This window comes from Pseudomonas sp. B22129, from assembly GCF_044218875.1.
Classification (GTDB): Bacteria; Pseudomonadota; Gammaproteobacteria; order Pseudomonadales; family Pseudomonadaceae; genus Aquipseudomonas.
This window is the reverse complement of sequence record NZ_CP162592.1, coordinates 3,795,301-3,813,978: the sequence shown is the minus strand read 5'-3', so window position 1 is coordinate 3,813,978 and position 18,678 is coordinate 3,795,301. Positions and strand designations below refer to the sequence as shown.

16 protein-coding genes are annotated in these 18,678 nt (G+C 62.3%); 11 read left to right on the top strand and 5 right to left on the bottom strand.

The features are described from left to right. Position 1 precedes the first annotated feature (1 nt). Together lpdA and AB4P94_RS17635 are read left to right on the top strand one after the other, a co-directional pair. Positions 2–1,378, top strand: coding sequence for a dihydrolipoyl dehydrogenase (gene lpdA, locus AB4P94_RS17640; protein WP_395606657.1), 1,377 nt, complete (start codon positions 2–4; stop codon positions 1,376–1,378). Positions 1,379–1,574: 196 nt separating this feature from the next. Next, positions 1,575–2,594, top strand: coding sequence for a branched-chain amino acid aminotransferase (locus AB4P94_RS17635; protein WP_395606656.1), 1,020 nt, complete (start codon positions 1,575–1,577; stop codon positions 2,592–2,594). A gap of 143 nt (positions 2,595–2,737) precedes the next feature. Here AB4P94_RS17635 and AB4P94_RS17630 read toward each other — a convergent pair whose 3' ends face one another. After that, the gene (locus tag AB4P94_RS17630; RefSeq protein WP_395606655.1) at positions 2,738–3,631 is read right to left on the bottom strand and encodes a GNAT family acetyltransferase; all 894 of its coding nucleotides are present in this window, start codon (positions 3,629–3,631) and stop codon (positions 2,738–2,740) included. 314 nt (positions 3,632–3,945) lie between these two features. On the opposite strand from AB4P94_RS17630, the gene AB4P94_RS17625 reads away from it, so the two are divergent. Together AB4P94_RS17625 and AB4P94_RS17620 are read left to right on the top strand one after the other, a co-directional pair. Then, complete coding sequence (locus AB4P94_RS17625) at positions 3,946–4,992, top strand: ornithine cyclodeaminase (protein ID WP_395606654.1); 1,047 nt, start codon at positions 3,946–3,948, stop codon at positions 4,990–4,992. 84 nt (positions 4,993–5,076) lie between these two features. Continuing rightward, positions 5,077–5,574, top strand: coding sequence for an Lrp/AsnC family transcriptional regulator (locus AB4P94_RS17620; RefSeq protein WP_395606653.1), 498 nt, complete (start codon positions 5,077–5,079; stop codon positions 5,572–5,574). A 66-nt stretch (positions 5,575–5,640) separates the two neighbouring features. Here the strand turns inward: AB4P94_RS17620 and AB4P94_RS17615 are convergent, their stop codons facing one another. The 4 genes from AB4P94_RS17615 to AB4P94_RS17600 form a co-directional block, all read right to left on the bottom strand. Beyond that, positions 5,641–6,522: a TIGR03915 family putative DNA repair protein gene (locus AB4P94_RS17615; RefSeq protein WP_395606652.1), complete on the bottom strand. Its 882-nt coding sequence runs from the start codon at positions 6,520–6,522 to the stop codon at positions 5,641–5,643. After that, positions 6,519–7,739 carry a putative DNA modification/repair radical SAM protein gene (locus AB4P94_RS17610; protein ID WP_395606651.1) on the bottom strand — a complete coding sequence of 407 codons (1,221 nt, stop codon included), beginning with the start codon at positions 7,737–7,739 and terminating at the stop codon, positions 6,519–6,521. The genes AB4P94_RS17615 and AB4P94_RS17610 overlap by 4 nt, the downstream gene beginning before the upstream one ends. A 178-nt stretch (positions 7,740–7,917) precedes the next feature. Further along, positions 7,918–9,255 carry a lysine N(6)-hydroxylase/L-ornithine N(5)-oxygenase family protein gene (locus AB4P94_RS17605; protein ID WP_395606650.1) on the bottom strand — a complete coding sequence of 446 codons (1,338 nt, stop codon included), beginning with the start codon at positions 9,253–9,255 and terminating at the stop codon, positions 7,918–7,920. Positions 9,256–9,381: 126 nt separating this feature from the next. Further along, a complete protein-coding gene (locus AB4P94_RS17600) occupies positions 9,382–9,864 on the bottom strand; it encodes a sigma-70 family RNA polymerase sigma factor (RefSeq protein WP_395606649.1) in 483 nt (160 codons plus the stop codon). A gap of 256 nt (positions 9,865–10,120) precedes the next feature. On the opposite strand from AB4P94_RS17600, the gene AB4P94_RS17595 reads away from it, so the two are divergent. From AB4P94_RS17595 to AB4P94_RS17565, 7 genes are all read left to right on the top strand, one after another. Beyond that, on the top strand, positions 10,121–11,293 hold the full coding sequence (locus AB4P94_RS17595; protein WP_395606648.1) for an efflux RND transporter periplasmic adaptor subunit: 1,173 nt from the start codon (positions 10,121–10,123) through the stop codon (positions 11,291–11,293). 1 nt (position 11,294) lies between these two features. Continuing rightward, positions 11,295–13,268 (top strand): MacB family efflux pump subunit, encoded by a 1,974-nt coding sequence (locus tag AB4P94_RS17590; protein WP_395606647.1) that lies wholly within the window; start codon positions 11,295–11,297, stop codon positions 13,266–13,268. Beyond that, complete coding sequence (locus AB4P94_RS17585) at positions 13,261–14,658, top strand: efflux transporter outer membrane subunit (protein ID WP_395606646.1); 1,398 nt, start codon at positions 13,261–13,263, stop codon at positions 14,656–14,658. The genes AB4P94_RS17590 and AB4P94_RS17585 overlap by 8 nt, the downstream gene beginning before the upstream one ends. A gap of 105 nt (positions 14,659–14,763) precedes the next feature. Further along, positions 14,764–15,525: an alpha/beta fold hydrolase gene (locus tag AB4P94_RS17580; RefSeq protein WP_395606645.1), complete on the top strand. Its 762-nt coding sequence runs from the start codon at positions 14,764–14,766 to the stop codon at positions 15,523–15,525. 109 nt (positions 15,526–15,634) lie between these two features. Further along, positions 15,635–16,402 (top strand): FadR/GntR family transcriptional regulator, encoded by a 768-nt coding sequence (locus tag AB4P94_RS17575; protein ID WP_395606644.1) that lies wholly within the window; start codon positions 15,635–15,637, stop codon positions 16,400–16,402. Between the two features lie 154 nt (positions 16,403–16,556). Beyond that, positions 16,557–17,759: an ABC transporter substrate-binding protein gene (locus AB4P94_RS17570; RefSeq protein WP_395606643.1), complete on the top strand. Its 1,203-nt coding sequence runs from the start codon at positions 16,557–16,559 to the stop codon at positions 17,757–17,759. A gap of 57 nt (positions 17,760–17,816) precedes the next feature. Beyond that, the gene (locus AB4P94_RS17565; protein WP_395606642.1) at positions 17,817–18,677 is read left to right on the top strand and encodes a branched-chain amino acid ABC transporter permease; all 861 of its coding nucleotides are present in this window, start codon (positions 17,817–17,819) and stop codon (positions 18,675–18,677) included. Position 18,678 lies beyond the last annotated feature (1 nt).

Sequence of the window (18,678 nt, the reverse complement as noted above, 5' to 3'; positions counted from 1 at the left end):
CATGCAAACCCTGAATACCAAACTGCTGATTATCGGCGGCGGCCCTGGCGGGTATGTGGCGGCGATACGTGCCGGCCAGTTGGGCATCCCGACCATCCTGGTGGAAGGCCAGGCGCTGGGCGGCACTTGCCTGAACATTGGCTGCATTCCGTCCAAAGCCTTGATTCACGTCGCCGAGCAATTCCAGCAAACCGTGCACCACAGCCAAGGCTCGAAGCTGGGCATCGAAGTGGATGTGCCGACGCTGGACATCCGCAAAAGCGTGGAATGGAAAGACGGCATCGTTGATCGCCTGACCACGGGTGTCGCCGCCTTGCTGAAGAAACACAAGGTGCAGGTCATCCACGGCTGGGCGACTGTGGTGGACGGCAAGACCGTCGACGTCGGTGACCAACGCATCCAGTGCGAGCACCTGCTGCTGGCCACGGGCTCGAAAAGCGTCAGCCTGCCGATGTTGCCGATTGGCGGGCCGATAATCTCGTCCACCGAAGCCCTGGCGCCGAAAAGCGTGCCCAAGCGCCTGATTGTGGTGGGTGGCGGTTACATCGGCCTGGAGTTGGGCATCGCCTACCGCAAACTGGGCGCCGAGGTCAGTGTGGTCGAGGCGCAGGAGCGCATTCTGCCTGCCTATGATGGAGAGCTGACGCTGCCCGTGGCTGAATCCCTCAAGCAACTGGGCGTGAAGCTGTACCTCAAGCACAGCGTGACCGGTTTTGCCGATGGCAGCCTGCAAGTACGCGACCCGAATGGCGACACCCTGTCGTTGGCAACCGACCAGGTGCTGGTCGCCGTCGGTCGCAAACCCAACACTCAGGGTTGGAACCTTGAAGCGCTGAACCTGGAGATGAACGGCTCGGCGATCAAAATCGACAGCCGCTGCCAGACCAGCATGCGCAATGTGTACGCCATCGGCGACTTGAGCGGCGAGCCGATGCTGGCTCACCGCGCCATGGCCCAAGGCGAAATGGTCGCCGAACTGATCAGCGGTCAACCCCGCGAATTCAACCCGGCGGCGATCCCGGCGGTGTGCTTTACCGACCCGGAAGTGGTGGTGGTCGGCAAAACCCCGGACGAAGCCAAGGCCGCTGGGCTGGACTGCGTGGTGGCGAGCTTCCCGTTCGCGGCCAATGGCCGGGCGATGACACTGGAATCGAAAACCGGCTTCGTGCGCGTGGTAGCCCGGCGTGACAACCACCTGATTGTCGGCTGGCAAGCCGTGGGTGTCGGGGTCTCCGAGCTGTCCACGGCCTTCGGCTTGAGCCTGGAAATGGGCTCGCGCCTGGAAGATGTGGCGGGCACCATCCATGCCCACCCGACGCTCGGCGAAGCGGTACTGGAGGCCGCGTTACGGGCTTTGGGCCACGCGCTCCATCTGTAATTTTGCGCAGATCCCCTGTGGGAGCGGGCTTGCTCGCGAAAGCGGTGGATCAGTCACAGACGTATTGACTGACACCCTGCATTCGCGAGCAAGCCCGCTCCCACATAAAGCAAGAATGAAGTATTGTTGCGCCCATCCAGAAAAAAACCGACAAGCCTGCCTTCGACCAGGCGGTTGACCAGAGATAGAGGGTGTCATGGGTAACGAAAGCATCAATTGGGACAAGCTGGGTTTTGACTACATCAAGACCGACAAGCGGTTTCTCCAGGTCTGGAAAAACGGCGAGTGGCAAGAAGGCACCCTGACCGACGACAACGTGCTGCACATCAGCGAGGGCTCCACTGCCCTGCACTATGGCCAGCAGTGCTTCGAAGGCCTCAAGGCCTACCGCTGCAAGGACGGTTCGATCAACCTGTTCCGCCCGGACCAGAACGCCGCGCGCATGCAACGCAGCTGCGCCCGCCTGCTGATGCCGCACGTGTCGACCGAGGACTTCATCGAAGCCTGCAAAAAAGTGGTCGCGGCCAACGAGCGCTTCATCCCGCCGTACGGCAGCGGCGGCGCGCTGTACCTGCGCCCGTTCGTGATCGGCACCGGTGACAACATCGGCGTGCGCACCGCACCGGAATTCATCTTCTCGGTGTTCGCGATTCCGGTTGGCGCCTATTTCAAGGGCGGCCTGGTGCCCCACAACTTCCAGATTTCCACCTTCGACCGCGCCGCGCCACAAGGCACCGGTGCCGCCAAGGTCGGTGGCAACTATGCCGCCAGCCTGATGCCAGGTTCGGAAGCGAAGAAATCCGGCTTCGCCGACGCGATCTACCTGGACCCGATGACCCACTCGAAAATCGAGGAAGTCGGCTCGGCCAACTTCTTCGGGATCACCCACGACAATAAGTTCATCACGCCGAAGTCGCCTTCGGTGCTGCCAGGCATCACCCGCCTGTCGCTGATCGAACTGGCCAAGACCCGTCTGGGCCTTGAAGTGGTCGAGGGCGAAGTGTTCATCGACAAGCTGGACCAGTTCAAGGAAGCCGGCGCTTGCGGTACCGCTGCGGTGATCTCGCCAATCGGCGGCATCCAGTACAACGGCCAGCTGCACGTGTTCCACAGCGAGACCGAAGTCGGCCCGATCACCCAAAAGCTCTACAAAGAGCTGACCGGTGTGCAGACCGGTGACGTTGAAGCGCCAGCAGGCTGGATCGTCAAGGTCTGACCGCCACACTGCAAGCCCCCTGTGGGAGCTGGCTTGTGTGGGAGCGGGCTTGCTCGCGAAAGCGGTGGGTCAGTCACAAGATTTATTGACTGACCCATCGCTTTCGCGAGCAAGCCCGCTCCCACATTTGATCTCCAGTGTGCTCAAGATTGTTTCGGGATGTTCTGCACGATCTTCTTGCCCATGCTGATCCTTGGCTCCTCGCCATACCCCAACGCCTCGTAGAACCCCACCACCGCATCATTGCCGCCGGTGATCTGCAGGTTGATCTTCATGCAGCCCAAGGCGGTCAACGCCTGTTCGGCGTGCCGCACCAGTGAAGCGCCCAGGCCCTGACGCCGGTAATCGGCGTGCACCGCCACCGAGTACAGCCAGCCTCGATGCCCGTCGTAACCGGCGAGAAGGGTACCGATCACGGCTTTCTTGTCCGTCGCCACAAAGAACAGCCCGTCGTTGACGGCAAGCTTCTTGTCAATCGCCAGGGTGGGCAGGTTGTGCGCCGCATCATAGCCAAACGCCTGCTGCCACAAGGCGACCACTTGCGCCCGATGCTGACGGTCGCGATACACGCCGATGGGATGCCGGGACAATAAGGCTTTCTCCATCACCAACGTGCGCTCATTGCCGTGGTAAACGTCGCGCACTGTGTTGAACCCAAGCTTTGTGTAGAACGGCTCGGCCGTCAGCGAAGACGGTACGCTCAAGACCGTCACCCCCGCTTCACGGGCGCGCAATTCGATCTCGATCATCAACAACCGGCCAATCCCCTGCCCCTGCAACGCCGGGTTGACGAACACCGAACGCACCACCGTGCTGTCCAGGGCGGCCGTAGCCACGATCACCTGATCCTGCACCGCCACCAGCACCAACCGGCGCTTGAGCAACCCCAACACCGCGTCCGGCGTAAAACTGCTCGCCACACGGGCGATCACCTCCGGCGGGTAATCCCGCGCATTGCTGCTGTGCAAGGCCGCCAGGATGACTTGGCTGATGCCCTCGGCATCGGCGGTTTGGGCGAGACGAACGGCGGTGGACATGCACTCTCCTTCTTGGCTCAGGTATTTCGACCGCCACCATACTAATGTGGGAGCTGGCTTGCCTGCGATAGCGGTCTGTCAGTAAACACCGCTTCGCAGGCCAGCCAGCGCCCACAGCGTGATCGCACTTCAGCACGGACAGCCGATTCGGCTGTCACACCCCACATTTCAGCTTTCCCGGCTGAGCAAGCCCTCTGTTTCAGCCGGGATCCCAGCGCAAGAACCCAGACAATAGCCGCACAGCCACACCCGCCCTCTCGCTTTGCACACAGCAGAAAGCGCTGGTCGTCTTCGAACAATAAGGAGCAGCCCCCATGACCCGCTATATCGACGTCAACGACCTGAGCTACCTGGTTTCGCAAAAAGGCCTGCAAACCTGCATCGCCGAAATGGCCGAGTACATCCGTGCCGACTACCTGCGCTGGCAGGATTTCGACAAGTGCGCACGCCTGGCTAACCACTCGGCGCAAGGTGTGATCGAGTTGATGCCGGTGTCCGACGCGTCGTTGTATGCCTTCAAATACGTCAACGGCCATCCGAAGAACACCCAGGCGGGCATGCTCACCGTCATGGCCTTCGGCGCGCTGGGCGATGTGGACACTGGCAGGCCTGTCCTGCTGGCAGAAATGACCCTGACCACTGCCATTCGCACCGCCGCTACCTCGGCCTTGGTGGCGCGCTACCTGGCGCGCGGCGACAGCCGCAGCATGGCATTGATCGGCAATGGTTCGCAGAGTGAATTCCAGGCGTTGGCTTTCCACGCCCTGCTGGGCATCACAGAAATCCGCCTGTTCGACATCGACGCCAATGCCACCGCCAAGCTGGCCGCCAACCTCAAGGCCTTCACGGCGCTAAAGGTGATTCTGGCCAGCAGCGTGGCCGAGGCCGTCAAAGGCGCTGATATCGTGACCACCGTCACCGCCGACAAGACGTATGCGACGATCCTGACCGACGACATGATCGAACCCGGCATGCACCTCAATGCCGTGGGCGGCGACTGCCCGGGAAAAACCGAGCTGGACCGGCGCATCGTCGAGCGTGCCCGCGTGATCGTCGAATACGAACCGCAAAGCCGTATCGAAGGTGAAATCCAGCACATGCCTGAGGACTCCCCGGTCACCGAGTTGTGGCAAGTGATCAACGGCCAGAAACCAGGTCGCGAAAATGCACGCCAAGTCACCCTGTTCGACTCGGTGGGTTTTGCCCTCGAAGATTACTCGGCGCTGCGCTATGTGCTGGACGTGGCGACCGCATTGGAGGTGGGCAGCGAATTGGAGCTGGTGCCGGCACTCGCCGACCCAAAAAACCTCTTCGCACGCTTGGCCCAACAGCCCGCCGTGCAGCAAAAAAAGCGCGCTTGAACCAGGCTTACAGCCGTACCATGTGGCAGGTCAGGCAAGCACGTAACGCTTGCCGCCTTTTTTCAACTGTTTGAAGTGAACACCATGGATACCAAGGCCACCGGCCCTCATTCCGCCCCCGTACTGGACCGCATCGATGAGGCAATCATCGACGTGCTGCGCCATCAGGGGCGTATCACTTACGAAAAGCTCTCGTCACTGGTACACCTGACCCCCAGACCGTGCCTGGAACGGGTGCGTAAGCTGGAACGGCGCGGTGTGATCCGCGGCTACGGGGCGATCATCGATGTGCAGATGGTCTCACCGGGGTTGTCGCTGCTGGTATTGGTGGCCTTGTCCAATCAGAGCGGGCGCTCGGCGCAGAAGGCCTTCGAGGCGTGCGTCAAAGCCTGCCCGCAGGTGTTCGAATGCCAGTTGATCAGCGGGCCGTTCGACTACAGCCTGCGCATGCGCTGCCGCGATATGGAGCATTACCGGGTGCTGACGGAGAGCTGGTTGAACAATGAGGAGTTGCATATTGATAAGTTGGTGGCGCATCCGGAGTTGGCGGTGGTGAAAAACACCGCGACAGCATTGGCCTGACTCCCGACCTCCTAAACACCGCACAACCCTGTGGGAGCTGGCTTGCCTGCGATGGCGGCGCATCAGTCAATTCTGTTCAATCTGACCCGCCGCCATCGCAGGCAAGCCAGCTCCCACATTGACAGGGTTCGCAATTCTTTTACCGGGCCGTGCCCCAATCATCTTCGCCTGCCCATCCTTCTGCTTGCCCGTCCGCGCCTCGCTGATCAAGCCGGGTATCAACTTGCCCTCCGGCAAGTTCTTCCAGAACCGGCTGGGCAAATGCCCTTCCATGACCTTGGGGTTCAACCGCGCCGGGTTGAAGATGTGGCTGTAATAGGTCAGCCACATGGCGCTGTGCGGGTCATCCACATTCTGCGCCAGCTGCCGCCACACCTCGGGGCACTCGCGTCTGTGAATCAACTGCTCGCCGTCGTAATACACCCCGTCCAGTGGCGTGGCGATCATCCAGCGATGGCGCCCCATGCGCCCCACGAAATGCTGGCTGGCAGACTTCAAAATATCGTGGGCCGGTTCATGCCAGGCCACATACTCGGGCAACTCGGGCCCGGCCTCGGTCGGTAACGCAATAAATCGCACAAATGCGTGCAAGTGATGGGCTTCGCGGCTCACCTGCTTGATCCTGCGCTGCAACTCGCTGCCCAGCTTGTCGCCTGCCAGCATCGCCGTACGGTCGCCATGGCTGACGCGCCACAACACTTCATACAACAGGCTCCAGCGCTGATCGCCGTGGTAACAGGCGGCGGACTCCAGCAACTCCAGCAAGGCCTTGGGAATCCGTGCCTGGAACGGACCGAGCCCTTCGGGAATCGGCTCATCGGTGGCAAACAGGTCCGCCACTTCGGCCTCGCCCCAGCTGACCTGGCTGGGATCCACCTGATGGCTGAGCAGCCAGCGCGCCTGCTCGCGCCAGGTGCCGAACAGGTTGTCGCATTCCAGGCTGATCATCCCCACAGCCCCATTTGCTGAGGCGCCGGGCGGTCGCGCAATTGTTCACGCAGCAACACGCTGGAGCTTTCCGCCTGCTGCGGGTGGTAGTCGCTGGTGATGAAAAACGGCTTGGCCTTGGCCAGCACGCAACGCATGCGCGCCAGGTCTTCAAAACGAATCTTGCGTTCGCGGCGCAGGTCGACCAGGCGCTGGGTGGTGCGCAGGCCGATGCCCGGGATACGCGCGATCAGGGTGGGTTCGGCGCGGTTCAGGTCCAGCGGAAACACCTCGCGATGCTCCAGCGCCCAGGCCAGCTTGGGGTCGATATCCAATGCCAGATGGCCGGGGCCTTCAAACAGTTCGTTGGCACTGAAACCGTAGCTGCGCAGCAGGAAATCCGCCTGATACAAACGGTGCTCGCGCATCAAGGGTGGCGCCGCCAACGGCACGCTTTTCGGGCTGTTGGGGATGGGGCTGAACGCCGAGTAATACACGCGGCGCAGTTTGTAGTTGCCGTACAACGCCTCGGCGCCGTGCAGAATGGTGCTGTCATCTGTGTCATCGGCGCCGACGATCATCTGTGTGCTCTGCCCGGCCGGGGCAAAACGCGGCGCACGCGGCTCGTTCAATACCGTCTGCTCACCGGTGTAGATGGTCTGCATCGCTTGCTTGATCGAGACAATCTGCTTCTCGGGTGCAAGCGTCTGCAGGCTGGCATCGGTGGGCAGCTCGATATTCACGCTCAGCCGGTCGGCATAACGCCCGGCCTCGGCGATCAACGCAGGGTCCGCTTCGGGAATGGTCTTGAGGTGAATGTAGCCGCGAAAGTCATGCTCCTCGCGCAGCAGTTTGGCGACCCGGACCAATTGTTCCATGGTGTAGTCGGCCGAACGGATGATGCCGGAACTGAGAAACAGCCCGCTGACGCAATTGCGCCGGTAGAAATCCAGGGTAAGCGTGACCACCTCCTCCGGGCTGAAACGTGCGCGGGGCACGTCGCTGGAACGGCGGTTGACGCAGTATTGGCAGTCGTACAGACAGAAGTTGGTGAGCAACACCTTGAGCAATGACACGCAACGCCCGTCAGGCGTGTAGCTGTGGCAGATGCCCATGCCATCGGTAGAACCCAGCCCCGCCTTGCCCTCCGAGCTGCGCTTGGGCGCGCCGCTGCTGGCGCAGGAAGCGTCGTACTTGGCGGCATCGGCGAGGATGCTGAGTTTTTCGATCAACTGCATGGAGGGCTACCGATACTGGTTTTTTGTACAGTACCAGTAGCTCATTCATGATGCCAGTGCCGCCTGTAGGATCCATCCTTCGTGGCGAGGGAGCTTGCTCCCGCTGGACTGCGCAGCGGCCCCAAAAGCTTGCGGGCGCTACGCACCCGAACGGGAGCAAGCTCCCTCGCCACAACGATCAGCTGGCCGTGGCCAGCAGCAGGTCACGTACCGAACGCCCGTGACCACGATGGCGATCATGCTCATACAACGATGCGGCAATCTCATCGGCGCGGATCGGCAGGATCGACAACAAGGTGTCACTCAAGCCATGGCTGGCCTGGCTGAACCCCTGAATATAAATACCGGCCTTGCAACGCTCGTCGGTGACGATGCGGTAATCACGGCTGACTTCAAAATCACCCATGTAGTCATCCAGCGGCGCCAGCAATTCGCGGTGCATCTGGCGCTCGTAGCCGGTGGCCAGCACCACGGCGTCGTAATGGCCCAGTGTGGTTTCGCCGTTGGCGTTGTTGCGCAGGGTCAACTCGATGCCCAGCGGGCCGGCCGCGGCTTTCTCGACCACAGTCATGGTACGGAAGGCATGGCGGGCGATGCCGGAGACTTTCTGGCGGTAGAAGATGCCATAGATGCGTTCGATCAGGTCCAGGTCCACCACCGAATAGTTGGTGTTCTGGTACTCGGCCACCAGGCGCTCGCGCTCGGCGCCGACTTGCTGGAACACCAGGTCGGTAAAGGCCGGCGAGAACACTTCATTGACGAACGGGCTGTCATCGGCCGGTTTCAAGGCCGAGCCGCGCAAGATCATGTCGACCTGCACCGACGGGAAACTGTCGTTCAGGTCGATGAAGGCTTCAGCCGCGCTCTGGCCGCCACCGATGATTGCAATGCGCATCGGTTTGCCCTCCACGCACGGCTGCTGGGCCATGCGCGCAAGGTATTGAGAGTGGTGGAACACGCGGTTGTCGTCCTTGAGCCCCTTGAACGCAGCCGGCACACGCGGCGTACCGCCGGCGCTGACCACCACCGAACGGGTGGTGCGCACATGCTGCTCACCCTGGGCATCACGGGAGATCACGCGCAGCGCTTCGACCTGCTGCTGATGCAGGATCGGCTCGATGGCCAGCACTTCCTCACCATAACGGCCCTGGGCCTGAAATTGCCCCGCCACCCAGCGCAGGTAGTCGTTGTACTCCATGCGGCACGGGTAAAAGGTGCCCAGGTTGATGAAGTCCACCAGGCGGTCGTGGGCCTTGAGGTAATTGACAAAGGAGTAAGGGCTGGTGGGGTTGCGCAGCGTTACCAGGTCTTTGAGGAAGGAAATCTGCAACTCGCTCTGGGTGACCAGGGTATTGCCGTGCCAGCGGTAGTCGGCCTGCTTGTCGAGAAACAGCGCGTCCAGTTTGCCCTGGGTTTTCTCGCGTTCCTGCAGCGCGATGGCCAGCGCCAGGTTCGAAGGGCCGAAACCGATACCGATCAGGTCATGAACCGCGGGCGAAGCAATTGCCTGTGTCATTCCAGTGTCCTCTGGATAAACCCCGTGGCGGTGGGGCGGGAATACCTTCGAGACCTGAAGGCTGATCAACAGGTCATGTGTTGATAGGAAACGAGGACAATGAAATAAAATTTAGCCAATGGACGCTCAGTGCGCATCCCACTCGCGCATGCGCACCCGGCAATGCTTCATGGCATTGACAATGTGTTTTTCCACCACGCAGCGGGAAATGCCCAGGCGCTCAGCGATTTGCAGGTGGCTCAGGCCATCGAGCTTGCGCAGCAGGAAGCTGTCGCGACAAGCGGCCGGCAGCTCCGCCAATGCCCGTTCCAGCAGCTCCAGGCGTTGCCCTTGATCGTGGGTGGCGTGGGGCGAGCCGTTGGCGAAGCGCCCTTCGCTGTCCAGCACTTCCAGCGGTTCGGCCTGGCGCAGGGCGTTGCGCCGGTGGCCGTCGATCACCAGGTTCAGCGCAGTGCGGTACAAAAATGCGCGGGGCTGCTCGATCGGCGTGTCGCTGGAACGCTCCAGCACCCGCACATAGGCGTCATGCACCACATCCTCGGCCACCTGACGGTTGCCCAGCTTGGCGTTGAGGAAACACACCAGCTCGCGATAGTAGTTTTCCAACATGACTCCCGACCGTCCGGGCAGACGGCATCCGATCCCTGATTGCTAAAAGTGCAGCCTACCGATGATGGCAGTTTGAATGCGTGCAATTTATAATAATTCTCATCTACTTTTAAAGAAATCTCGCACCAACCGTCGATTTTTTTATTCCGCGCAGCTGTTACCGATTGTGTAACGGCCTAAATCTCCAAGCAATTTCCTCGTTTAACTGTCAGCTCAGCGCAACTGCGCTCCGATCTTTCCCGGCTGGAACCTAAGCATGAAACGCCCTCGACCTGCCCGACGCGCCCTGCTTGTGGTGGCGTGCCTGATTCCCGTGATCGCCGTCGCCGCCTGGCAGATGCAGCCCGCGGGGCGCGACGCCCTCGCCACTGTCAGCGTGACGCGCGGCAATATAGAAAGCAGCGTCACCGCCCTCGGCACCCTGCAACCGCGTCGTTATGTGGACGTGGGTGCGCAGGCGTCCGGGCAGATCCAGAAGATTCACGTCGAGGCCGGTGATCAGGTCAAGGAAGGCCAGTTACTGGTGGAGATCGACCCGTCCACACAAAAGGCCAAGCTCGATGCCAGCCGCTATGCGATTGAAAACCTGCAGGCTCAATTGCAGGAGCAGAAAGCCCAGCACGAACTGGCGCGCCAGAAGTACCAGCGCCAACAGCGTCTCGCCGCCGGCAACGCCACCCGCGAAGAGGACGTGCAAACCGCCAAGGCGGAGTTGAGCGCCACCCAGGCGCGCGTCGACATGTTTCAGGCGCAGATCCGTCAAGCGCGGGCCAGCCTGCGCAGCGACGAAGCCGAATTGGGCTACACGCGTATTTTCGCGCCGATGGACGGCACCGTTGTCGCGGTGGACGCGCGCGTCGGCCAGACCCTTAACGCCCAGCAGCAGACGCCGCTGATCCTGCGCATCGCCAAGCTGTCGCCCATGACCGTGTGGGCAGAAGTTTCCGAAGCCGACATCGGCCACGTCAAACCCGGCATGACCGCCTACTTCACCACCTTGAGCGGCGGCAACCGGCGCTGGACCAGCACCGTGCGTCAAATTCTGCCCATCCCGCCCAAGCCGCTCAATGAAACAAGCCAGGGCGGTGGCAGCCCCAACAGCACCAGCAAAAGCGGGAGCGGCCGCGTGGTGCTGTACACGGTACTGCTCGATGTGGACAACGCCGACCACGCGTTGATGGCGGAAATGACCACCCAGGTGTTTTTCGTCGCAGGCCAGGTCAAGGATGCCCTCACCGCGCCAGTCGCTGCGTTGTTGAACGGCGCGGGCAGCGGCACGTCGATTGCCCGGGTCGTGGCGAAAAACGGTGCCATCGAGGAGCGTGAAGTACGCCTGGGCATCAGTGATCGCCTGCGGGTCGAAGTGCTGGGCGGCCTCAACGAAGGCGACCACCTGCTGATCGGCCCGGCCAATAGCAGTGGGGGTTGAGTTGGCCACGCCCCTGATCGAACTCAAGCACATCCGCAAATCCTACGGCGGCGGCGACAGCCCGCAAGTCGACGTATTACGCGGGATCGACCTGTCGATTCATGCCGGGGAATTCGTCGCCATTGTCGGCGCCTCCGGTTCCGGTAAATCCACGCTGATGAACATCCTCGGCTGCCTCGACCGCCCCACCGTCGGCGAGTACCTGTTCGCCGGTGAAAATGTCGCCGACCTGGGCAGCGACGAGCTGGCCTGGTTGCGCCGCGAAGCCTTTGGTTTTGTGTTCCAGGGTTATCACTTGATCCCCTCGGGCTCAGCCCTGGAAAACGTCGAGATGCCCGCCATCTATGCCGGCATCAGCGCTGCCGAACGGCATGCCCGCGCCAACGCCCTGCTCACCCGCCTGGGGCTGGCCGAGCGCACCGGCAACCGCCCGCACCAGCTCTCCGGCGGCCAGCAGCAACGCGTGTCGATTGCCCGGGCGCTGATGAACGGCGGCCATATCATTCTCGCCGACGAACCTACCGGCGCCCTCGACAGCCACAGCGGCGCCGAGGTCATGACCTTGCTGGACGAACTGGCCAGCCAGGGCCATGTGGTCATCCTGATTACCCACGACCGTGAAGTGGCCGCGCGAGCCAACCGCATCATCGAGATTCGCGACGGCCTGATCATCAGTGACTCGTGCGAAGAGGACACCTTTGTCCCGGCAGCCGCCAACAGCGACGCCTTGCAAGCCGTGGACCTGCGCCAGCGCCTGGCCGACGGCGCCGAACACAACGGCGCATGGAAGGCCGAGTTGCTGGACGCTGTGCAAGCGGCGTGGCGCGTGATGTGGATCAACCGCTTCCGCACCGCGCTGACCTTGCTCGGGATCATCATCGGCGTGGCTTCAGTGGTGGTGATGCTGGCGGTGGGCGAAGGCAGCAAGCGCCAGGTCATGGCGCAGATGGGCGCGTTCGGCTCCAACATCATCTACCTCAGCGGCTCCTCGCCCAACCCGCGCACGCCGCTGGGTGTGGTCACCCTCAGTGATGTCGCGGCCCTGGCCGCACTGCCCCAGGTCAAGCGCATCATGCCGGTCAATGGCAACGACGCCGGGGTGCGTTTTGGCAACCTCGACTACCTCGCCTATGTGGGCGGCAACGACGTCAATTTCCCGGACATCTTCAACTGGCCAGTGGTCGAGGGCAGTTACTTCACCGAGGCCGACGAGCGGACGGGGGCCACCGTTGCGGTGATCGGCCATCGCATCCGCGAAAAACTGTTCAAGAACGTCGCCACGCCGATCGGCAAGTACATCCTGATTGAAAACGTGCCCTTCCAGGTCATCGGCGTGCTGGCGGAAAAAGGCTCCAGCTCCGGCAGTGAGGACAGCGACGACCGTGTCGCCATCCCCTACACCGCCGCCAGCGTGCGCCTGTTCGGCACCTATAACCCCGAATACGTGGTGATCGCCGCCGCCGATGCACGCAAGGTGCATGAGGCCGAACAGGCCATCGACCAGCTCATGCTCAAGCTGCACAACGGCAAGCGCGACTACCGGCTGACCAACAGCGCCGCGATGATCCAGGCCGAGGCGCGCACGCAAAACACACTGTCGTTGATGTTGGGGTCGATTGCCGCGATTTCCCTCCTGGTGGGCGGTATCGGCGTGATGAACATCATGCTGATGACCGTGCGCGAGCGGACCCGCGAAATCGGCATCCGCATGGCCACCGGTGCGCGCCAGCGCGACATCCTGCGCCAGTTCCTCACCGAAGCGGTGATGCTCTCGGTGGTCGGCGGCCTGTGCGGTATCGCGCTCGCGCTGCTGGTGGGCGGCGTGTTGGTGCTGGCCAAGGTGGCAGTCCAGTTTTCCCTGGTGGCGGTGTTCGGCGCATTTGGCTGTGCGCTGGTGACCGGCGTCGTATTCGGCTTCATGCCGGCCCGTAAAGCTGCCCGGCTCGATCCGGTTAAGGCGTTGACCAGTGAATAATCGACTCTCTCTTCTCAGCCTGTGCCTGTTGCTCAACGCCTGCACCGGCACCCCGGCCGTCGTCGACAGTCAAATCGCGCCGCCGGCCGCCTGGCAATACGCCGAGCGTGACGCCGCCCAGGCGGTCAACCAGCGCTGGTGGACGCAATTTGGCAGCCCGCAATTGAACCGCCTGATTGACCAGGCACGCCGTGACAGCCATGACGTAGCTGCCGCCATGGCACGGGTGCGCCAGGCCCGGGCCAGTGCCGTGATCGCGGGTGCGCCGTTATTGCCCGAGGTGAAATTCAACCTCACCGCCAGCCGCGAAAAACTGCTGCGCGGTACCGGCAACTCGGACCTGGACGCCACCGAAAGCGAAAAAACCGTCGACAGTTTTGGCGCCAACCTCACCGCCAGTTACGAGCTGGATTTCTGGGGTGGCCGCAGCGCCGCGCGAGACAGCGCCGTGCAAACCCTGCGCGCCAGTGAGTTCGACAGGGCCACCGTGGAGCTGACCTTGCTCAGCAACGTGGCCGACCGCTATGCGCAAACCCTCGCCGCCCGCCAGCGCCAACAGATCGCCGAGCTGAACCTGGCCAATGCGCGCAACGTGCTCGACCTGGTGCAGACGCGCTATGACGCAGGCTCCGCCACCGCACTCGAACTGGCCCAACAGAAAAGCCTGGTCGCCGGCCAGAGGCGCCAACTGCCAATGATTCAGCAAGTGGCCGAAGAGTCCCTGATCACCCTTGCCGCCCTCCTCGGCCAGCCCGTGCAGGCGCTGGAAGTGGGCAGCGAACCGTTTCAGGCGCTGACCTGGCCAGGCATCGGCCCCGGCGTGCCCAGCCAACTGCTGAGCCGCCGGCCCGACCTGGCCCAGGCTGAAGCGCAGTTGGCGGCCGCCAGTGCCGATGTCACAGTGGCACGCGCGGCGATGCTGCCCACCGTGACCCTCGGTGCTACCTTGGGTTCAGGCTCGTACAAGGCCGAAGACATTCTGCGCAGCCCGTTCTACAACCTGACGTCCGGCCTGGTCGCGCCCATCTTCAACAATGGCCGCCTGGCCGCCGAGCGTGACAAGGCGCGTGCCCGCCAGGACGAACTGCTGCAGATCTATCGCGGCGCAATCGTCAACGGTTTTGCCGATGTGGAAAAGGCCCTTAGCAGCATCACGCGCCTGGACCAGCAGCGCCAATGGCAGACCGAAGAACTGCAACAGGCCCGGACCGCGTTCGGGATTGCGCAAAGCCGCTACCAGGCCGGGGCTGAAGACTTGCTCACGGTGCTGGAAACCCAGCGCACGCTGTACGCGGCCCAAGACCTGGATGTGCAACTGCGGCTTTCACGCCTGCAAGCCAGCATTGCGCTGTACAAAGCCTTGGGCGGCGGCTGGCAACCGGGCACCTGATGACAAAACTCCGTTTACTTACATAAAGCGTTTACTAGTCCTACATTCCTCTACCCCAGGTCCTTGGTACAAAACCGCACTTAATCGGTTGCCCGGATTCTGCTGATGAAACCCAGCGCTCTTCTGAAAACCTTGGCATTTGCCTGGCTGTGGCTGAGCGCGGGGCCGGCCTTGGCTGAACCGCTCATCGCCCCCACCGCCATTGACTGGCTGCTGGACTGCCCCTTTCCCGCCCTTGTACGCCCGGACCCCGAAGTGCTGGAGCGAACCCAGTGCGGCACAGTCAGCGTGCCCCGCGATCACGCTGCGCCGGCGCGTGGCAGCGTACGCCTGGCAGTCACCCGCGTCGGCGCCCGGCACCCGCTAAGCCGCGAGGGCGTGGTGTTCATTCAGGCCGGTGAACGGCATGCCACCCAAGACGCAGCTTTCGCCCTCGCCCTGGTCAGCCGCTGGGAGTCCTACGCCACCCCGGCCTATCGCACACTGGCCAACCGGTATGACGTGGTCGAACTGAGCGCCCGCGACCTGGCGCAAGACAACGCTATCGAGCAAGCCGCACGGGATATGGAGTTTGTGCGCGGTCAATTGGGAGACCCGCAGCTCAACTTCCTCGGCGTTGCGCAGGCAGCCCGGCTCGGTGGGCGCTATGCCGAGCTGTTTCCCGAGCGCGTGGCTCGCATGGCGCTGGTCAACGCCGAACGCGACGACCCGGCTGTTTCGGGTGTGGACCTGCTGAAGCTCAAGGAGGTAGCACAGCCCGGCGCCACCGCCAGTGGATGTATCAAGCAATGGATCGGGGATTTTCTGGTGTACGGCAAACAGCCGCCCGTCTCCACGCGCTGCCTCGACCGGGGCGGTTGGGAATAATCACCGCGTTTACGACCTCTTCGCGTCGAAAACGACACCCTGCGTTGACGCTCCCGCCCAATCGTTATTAAGTGCTATTAATCCGCATTAATAGGATCAATAGCACACCATGCTCAGCCGCCCGTTGCGACGCAAACGCCAGAAGCTCTCCGATGTGATTGTCGAGTCGGTCAAGCGCTCTATCGTCACCGATGCCCTCAAGCCCGGCGACCGCCTGCCCACCGAGCGCGAGCTGATGGAAAGCTTTCAGTGCTCCAAAGGGTCGGCCCGTGAAGCGCTCAAAGCGCTGGAGGTTGAAGGCCTGGTGAGCACGCGCACCGGCCCCAGTGGCGGCGCCTACCTGAACCAGGCCGGCACCGAGCCGGCCAGCCGTGCCTTGCGTAACTACCTGCATTTTCAGCATCTGGATGGTGAGCAGGTGTACCAGCTGCGCAAAGTCATCGAAGTAGAACTGGCCGTGTCAGTCCTCGGGCGCCTGAGCGAAGACGACTACCGCGCCCTGCAAGACAACGTGGACTTTTGCAGCGCGCCGGAAGACAGCGAAGCCGGCCAGCGCGAACAGCGCCTGGCCGAGCTTGAGTTCCATAACCTGCTGGCCAGGGCCTGCCCCAACCCGTTGCTGAGTTTCATGGCGCAGTTTCTCAACGACCTGCTGCGCGACCTGGTGGTGCTGAAAAAAGCCTACAAGCCCAAGCGCAAACAGTTCGACGCGGCCAACCTGGACTATCACAAGCAATTGCTGATCGCCTTTCGCGCCGGGGATGAAAGCGCCGTGCGCGGGTTGATGCACGAACACATGTGTGATGCCGAACACCACATGACCGCGCTGGAAGGCGAAGTCAGCCCGCACTTTTTGCTGGAGTTCGATCACCGCTAAGGACACCGCGAATCCAATGTGGGAGCTCCCACACAAACCCGGTTCCAACCGTCAGACCGCTTCACCCAATTCAATAACAGGCCTGCCCACAGGCCCTTGCTCCACCGTATCGCCCTTGCCGCTCCTGCCAATAACTAAACCAGGGAGTCACCCCATGCAGCGTCGTACGTTGTTGAAAGCCAGTCTTACCGCCGCAGCCGCCCTCAGCCTCCCGCTGAGCGTGCGTTCGGCATTCGCCGCCGAGCCCTTTACCTTTTACGGCCTCAAGTCCATGTCTGGCGCGTTTGCCAGCTACGGCAAGTTTGCCGACATGGGTTCACGCCTGGCCGTGGAACAGCACCCCCAGCTGCTCGGCCGCCCGCTGAACTACAAAGTCATCGACACCGAAGGCAACGCCGGCAAAGCCGTGCGCAAGGTGCAGGAAGCCATCCAGCAGGACGGCGCGCGGTTCTTCCAGGGTTGCACCTTGTCGTCGTCGGCACTGGCCGTGGCCAAGGAAGTGGACAAGGTCGGTGGCGTATTCATGACCCCGGTAGGCGCCGATGAAGTGACCGGCAAAGACTGCAACCACGCGACGTTCCGCTGGTCGGTGCCCACTTACGGCGCGATCCGCGAAACCATGGTGCCGCTGATCAAGCTGCTGCCGGACGCCAAGCGCTGGTACACCATCACCCCGCAATACGTGTTCGGCGAAGCGCTGCTTGAAGGCGCCAAGAATGTGCTCAAGGAAAACGGCCTGGAGCATATCGGCAACAGCTACCACTCGTTGCAGGAGCAGGAGTTTTCCGGCTACCTGACCAACGCCATCGCCGCCAAACCCGATGTGCTGGTGCTGCTCAATTTCGGCAGCCAGTCGTCCAACACCCTGCGCCAGGCGGTGAACTTCGGCATCAAGGAACGCATGAAAGTGCTGCTGGTGTGGTCCGCAGGCCTGGATCAATTCCAGGAGTTGGGCAGTGATGTGCTCGAAGGCGTGTACCTCGGCGCGCAGTACTGGCACCAGGTCGACAGCCCGCTCAACCGTGAGCTGGTCAAGCTGACTCAGGCCAAATACGGCATCAACCCCACCTACCCGCTGGCCGCTGACTACATCAGCACCAAAGTCATGCTCGACACCATCGTTTCCACCGGCAGCTTCGACGGCCCAACGGTCGCCAAGGCCATGCAAGGCTTGAGCTTCGACGGCCCGACCGGCAAGGAATCGATCCGTGCCGGCGACCATCAGGTGATCAAGGATTACTACCTGATGATCGGCAAGGCGGCCGGCGACATGGCCGACAAGGACGACCTGGCCAAAGTGCTCAGTGCCGGCCAGTCGTTCCCGCCAGTGGAAGCCACGGGCTGCACGCTCGCTTGACCCCCTGAATTTTGCAGCGCAGGGCCGTGCAAGCGGCGTCCTGCCGAGGGTTTCTGCATGCTGAATCTTTACCTGTTCCAGATCCTCAACGGCCTTGGGCTGGGGATGATCTACTTCCTGATCGCGGTCGGCCTGACGATCATTTTCGGGCTGCTCAACTTCGTCAACTTCGCCCACGGTGCGTTCTTTCTGCTGGGCGCCTACATCTGCTACACCGCCGTGAGCCTGACCGGCAACTTCTGGCTGGCGCTGCTGATCGCGCCGCTGGTGGTGGCTGCGCTGGCGTGGGTGATCGAGCGATTGTTGATCCAGCGGATTTACCACCTGCCGCACATGTTCCAGATTCTGGTGACGCTGGGCATCGCACTGATCATCCAGGAAGCCAGCGTGATGATCTGGGGCCCGGTGGGCAAAAGCGTCGCCGTGCCGCAACTGCTGCGCGGGGTGCTGGTGGTCGGCGACTTTGTATACCCCCACTACCGTCTGTTTCTGATCGGTTTTTCCGGGTTGGTCGGGCTGGGCCTGTGGCTGCTGCTGGAACGCACGCGCTTCGGCGCATTGGTGCGTGCCGGCAGTGAAAGCACCGAAACCGTGTCGCTGCTGGGCACGAATATTTTCCGCCTGTTTTCCATGACCTTCGCCCTCGGCGTCGGCCTGGCGGGCATGGCCGGGGTGCTGTTCGCCCCGTTGCGCGGCGCCCAGCCCTTTGTCGGCCCGGAGATTCTGGGCGTGGCTTTCGTGGTGGTGGTGATCGGCGGCATGGGCTCGTTCAGCGGTGCGCTGGTCGGCGGTTTACTGGTGGGCGTGGTGCAAAGCCTGATGACCACACTCTGGCCCCAAGGCGCGAGCCTGATGATCTACGGCGCCATGGCCGTGGTGATTCTGGTACGCCCTTACGGCCTGTTCGGGAGAGCCTGAC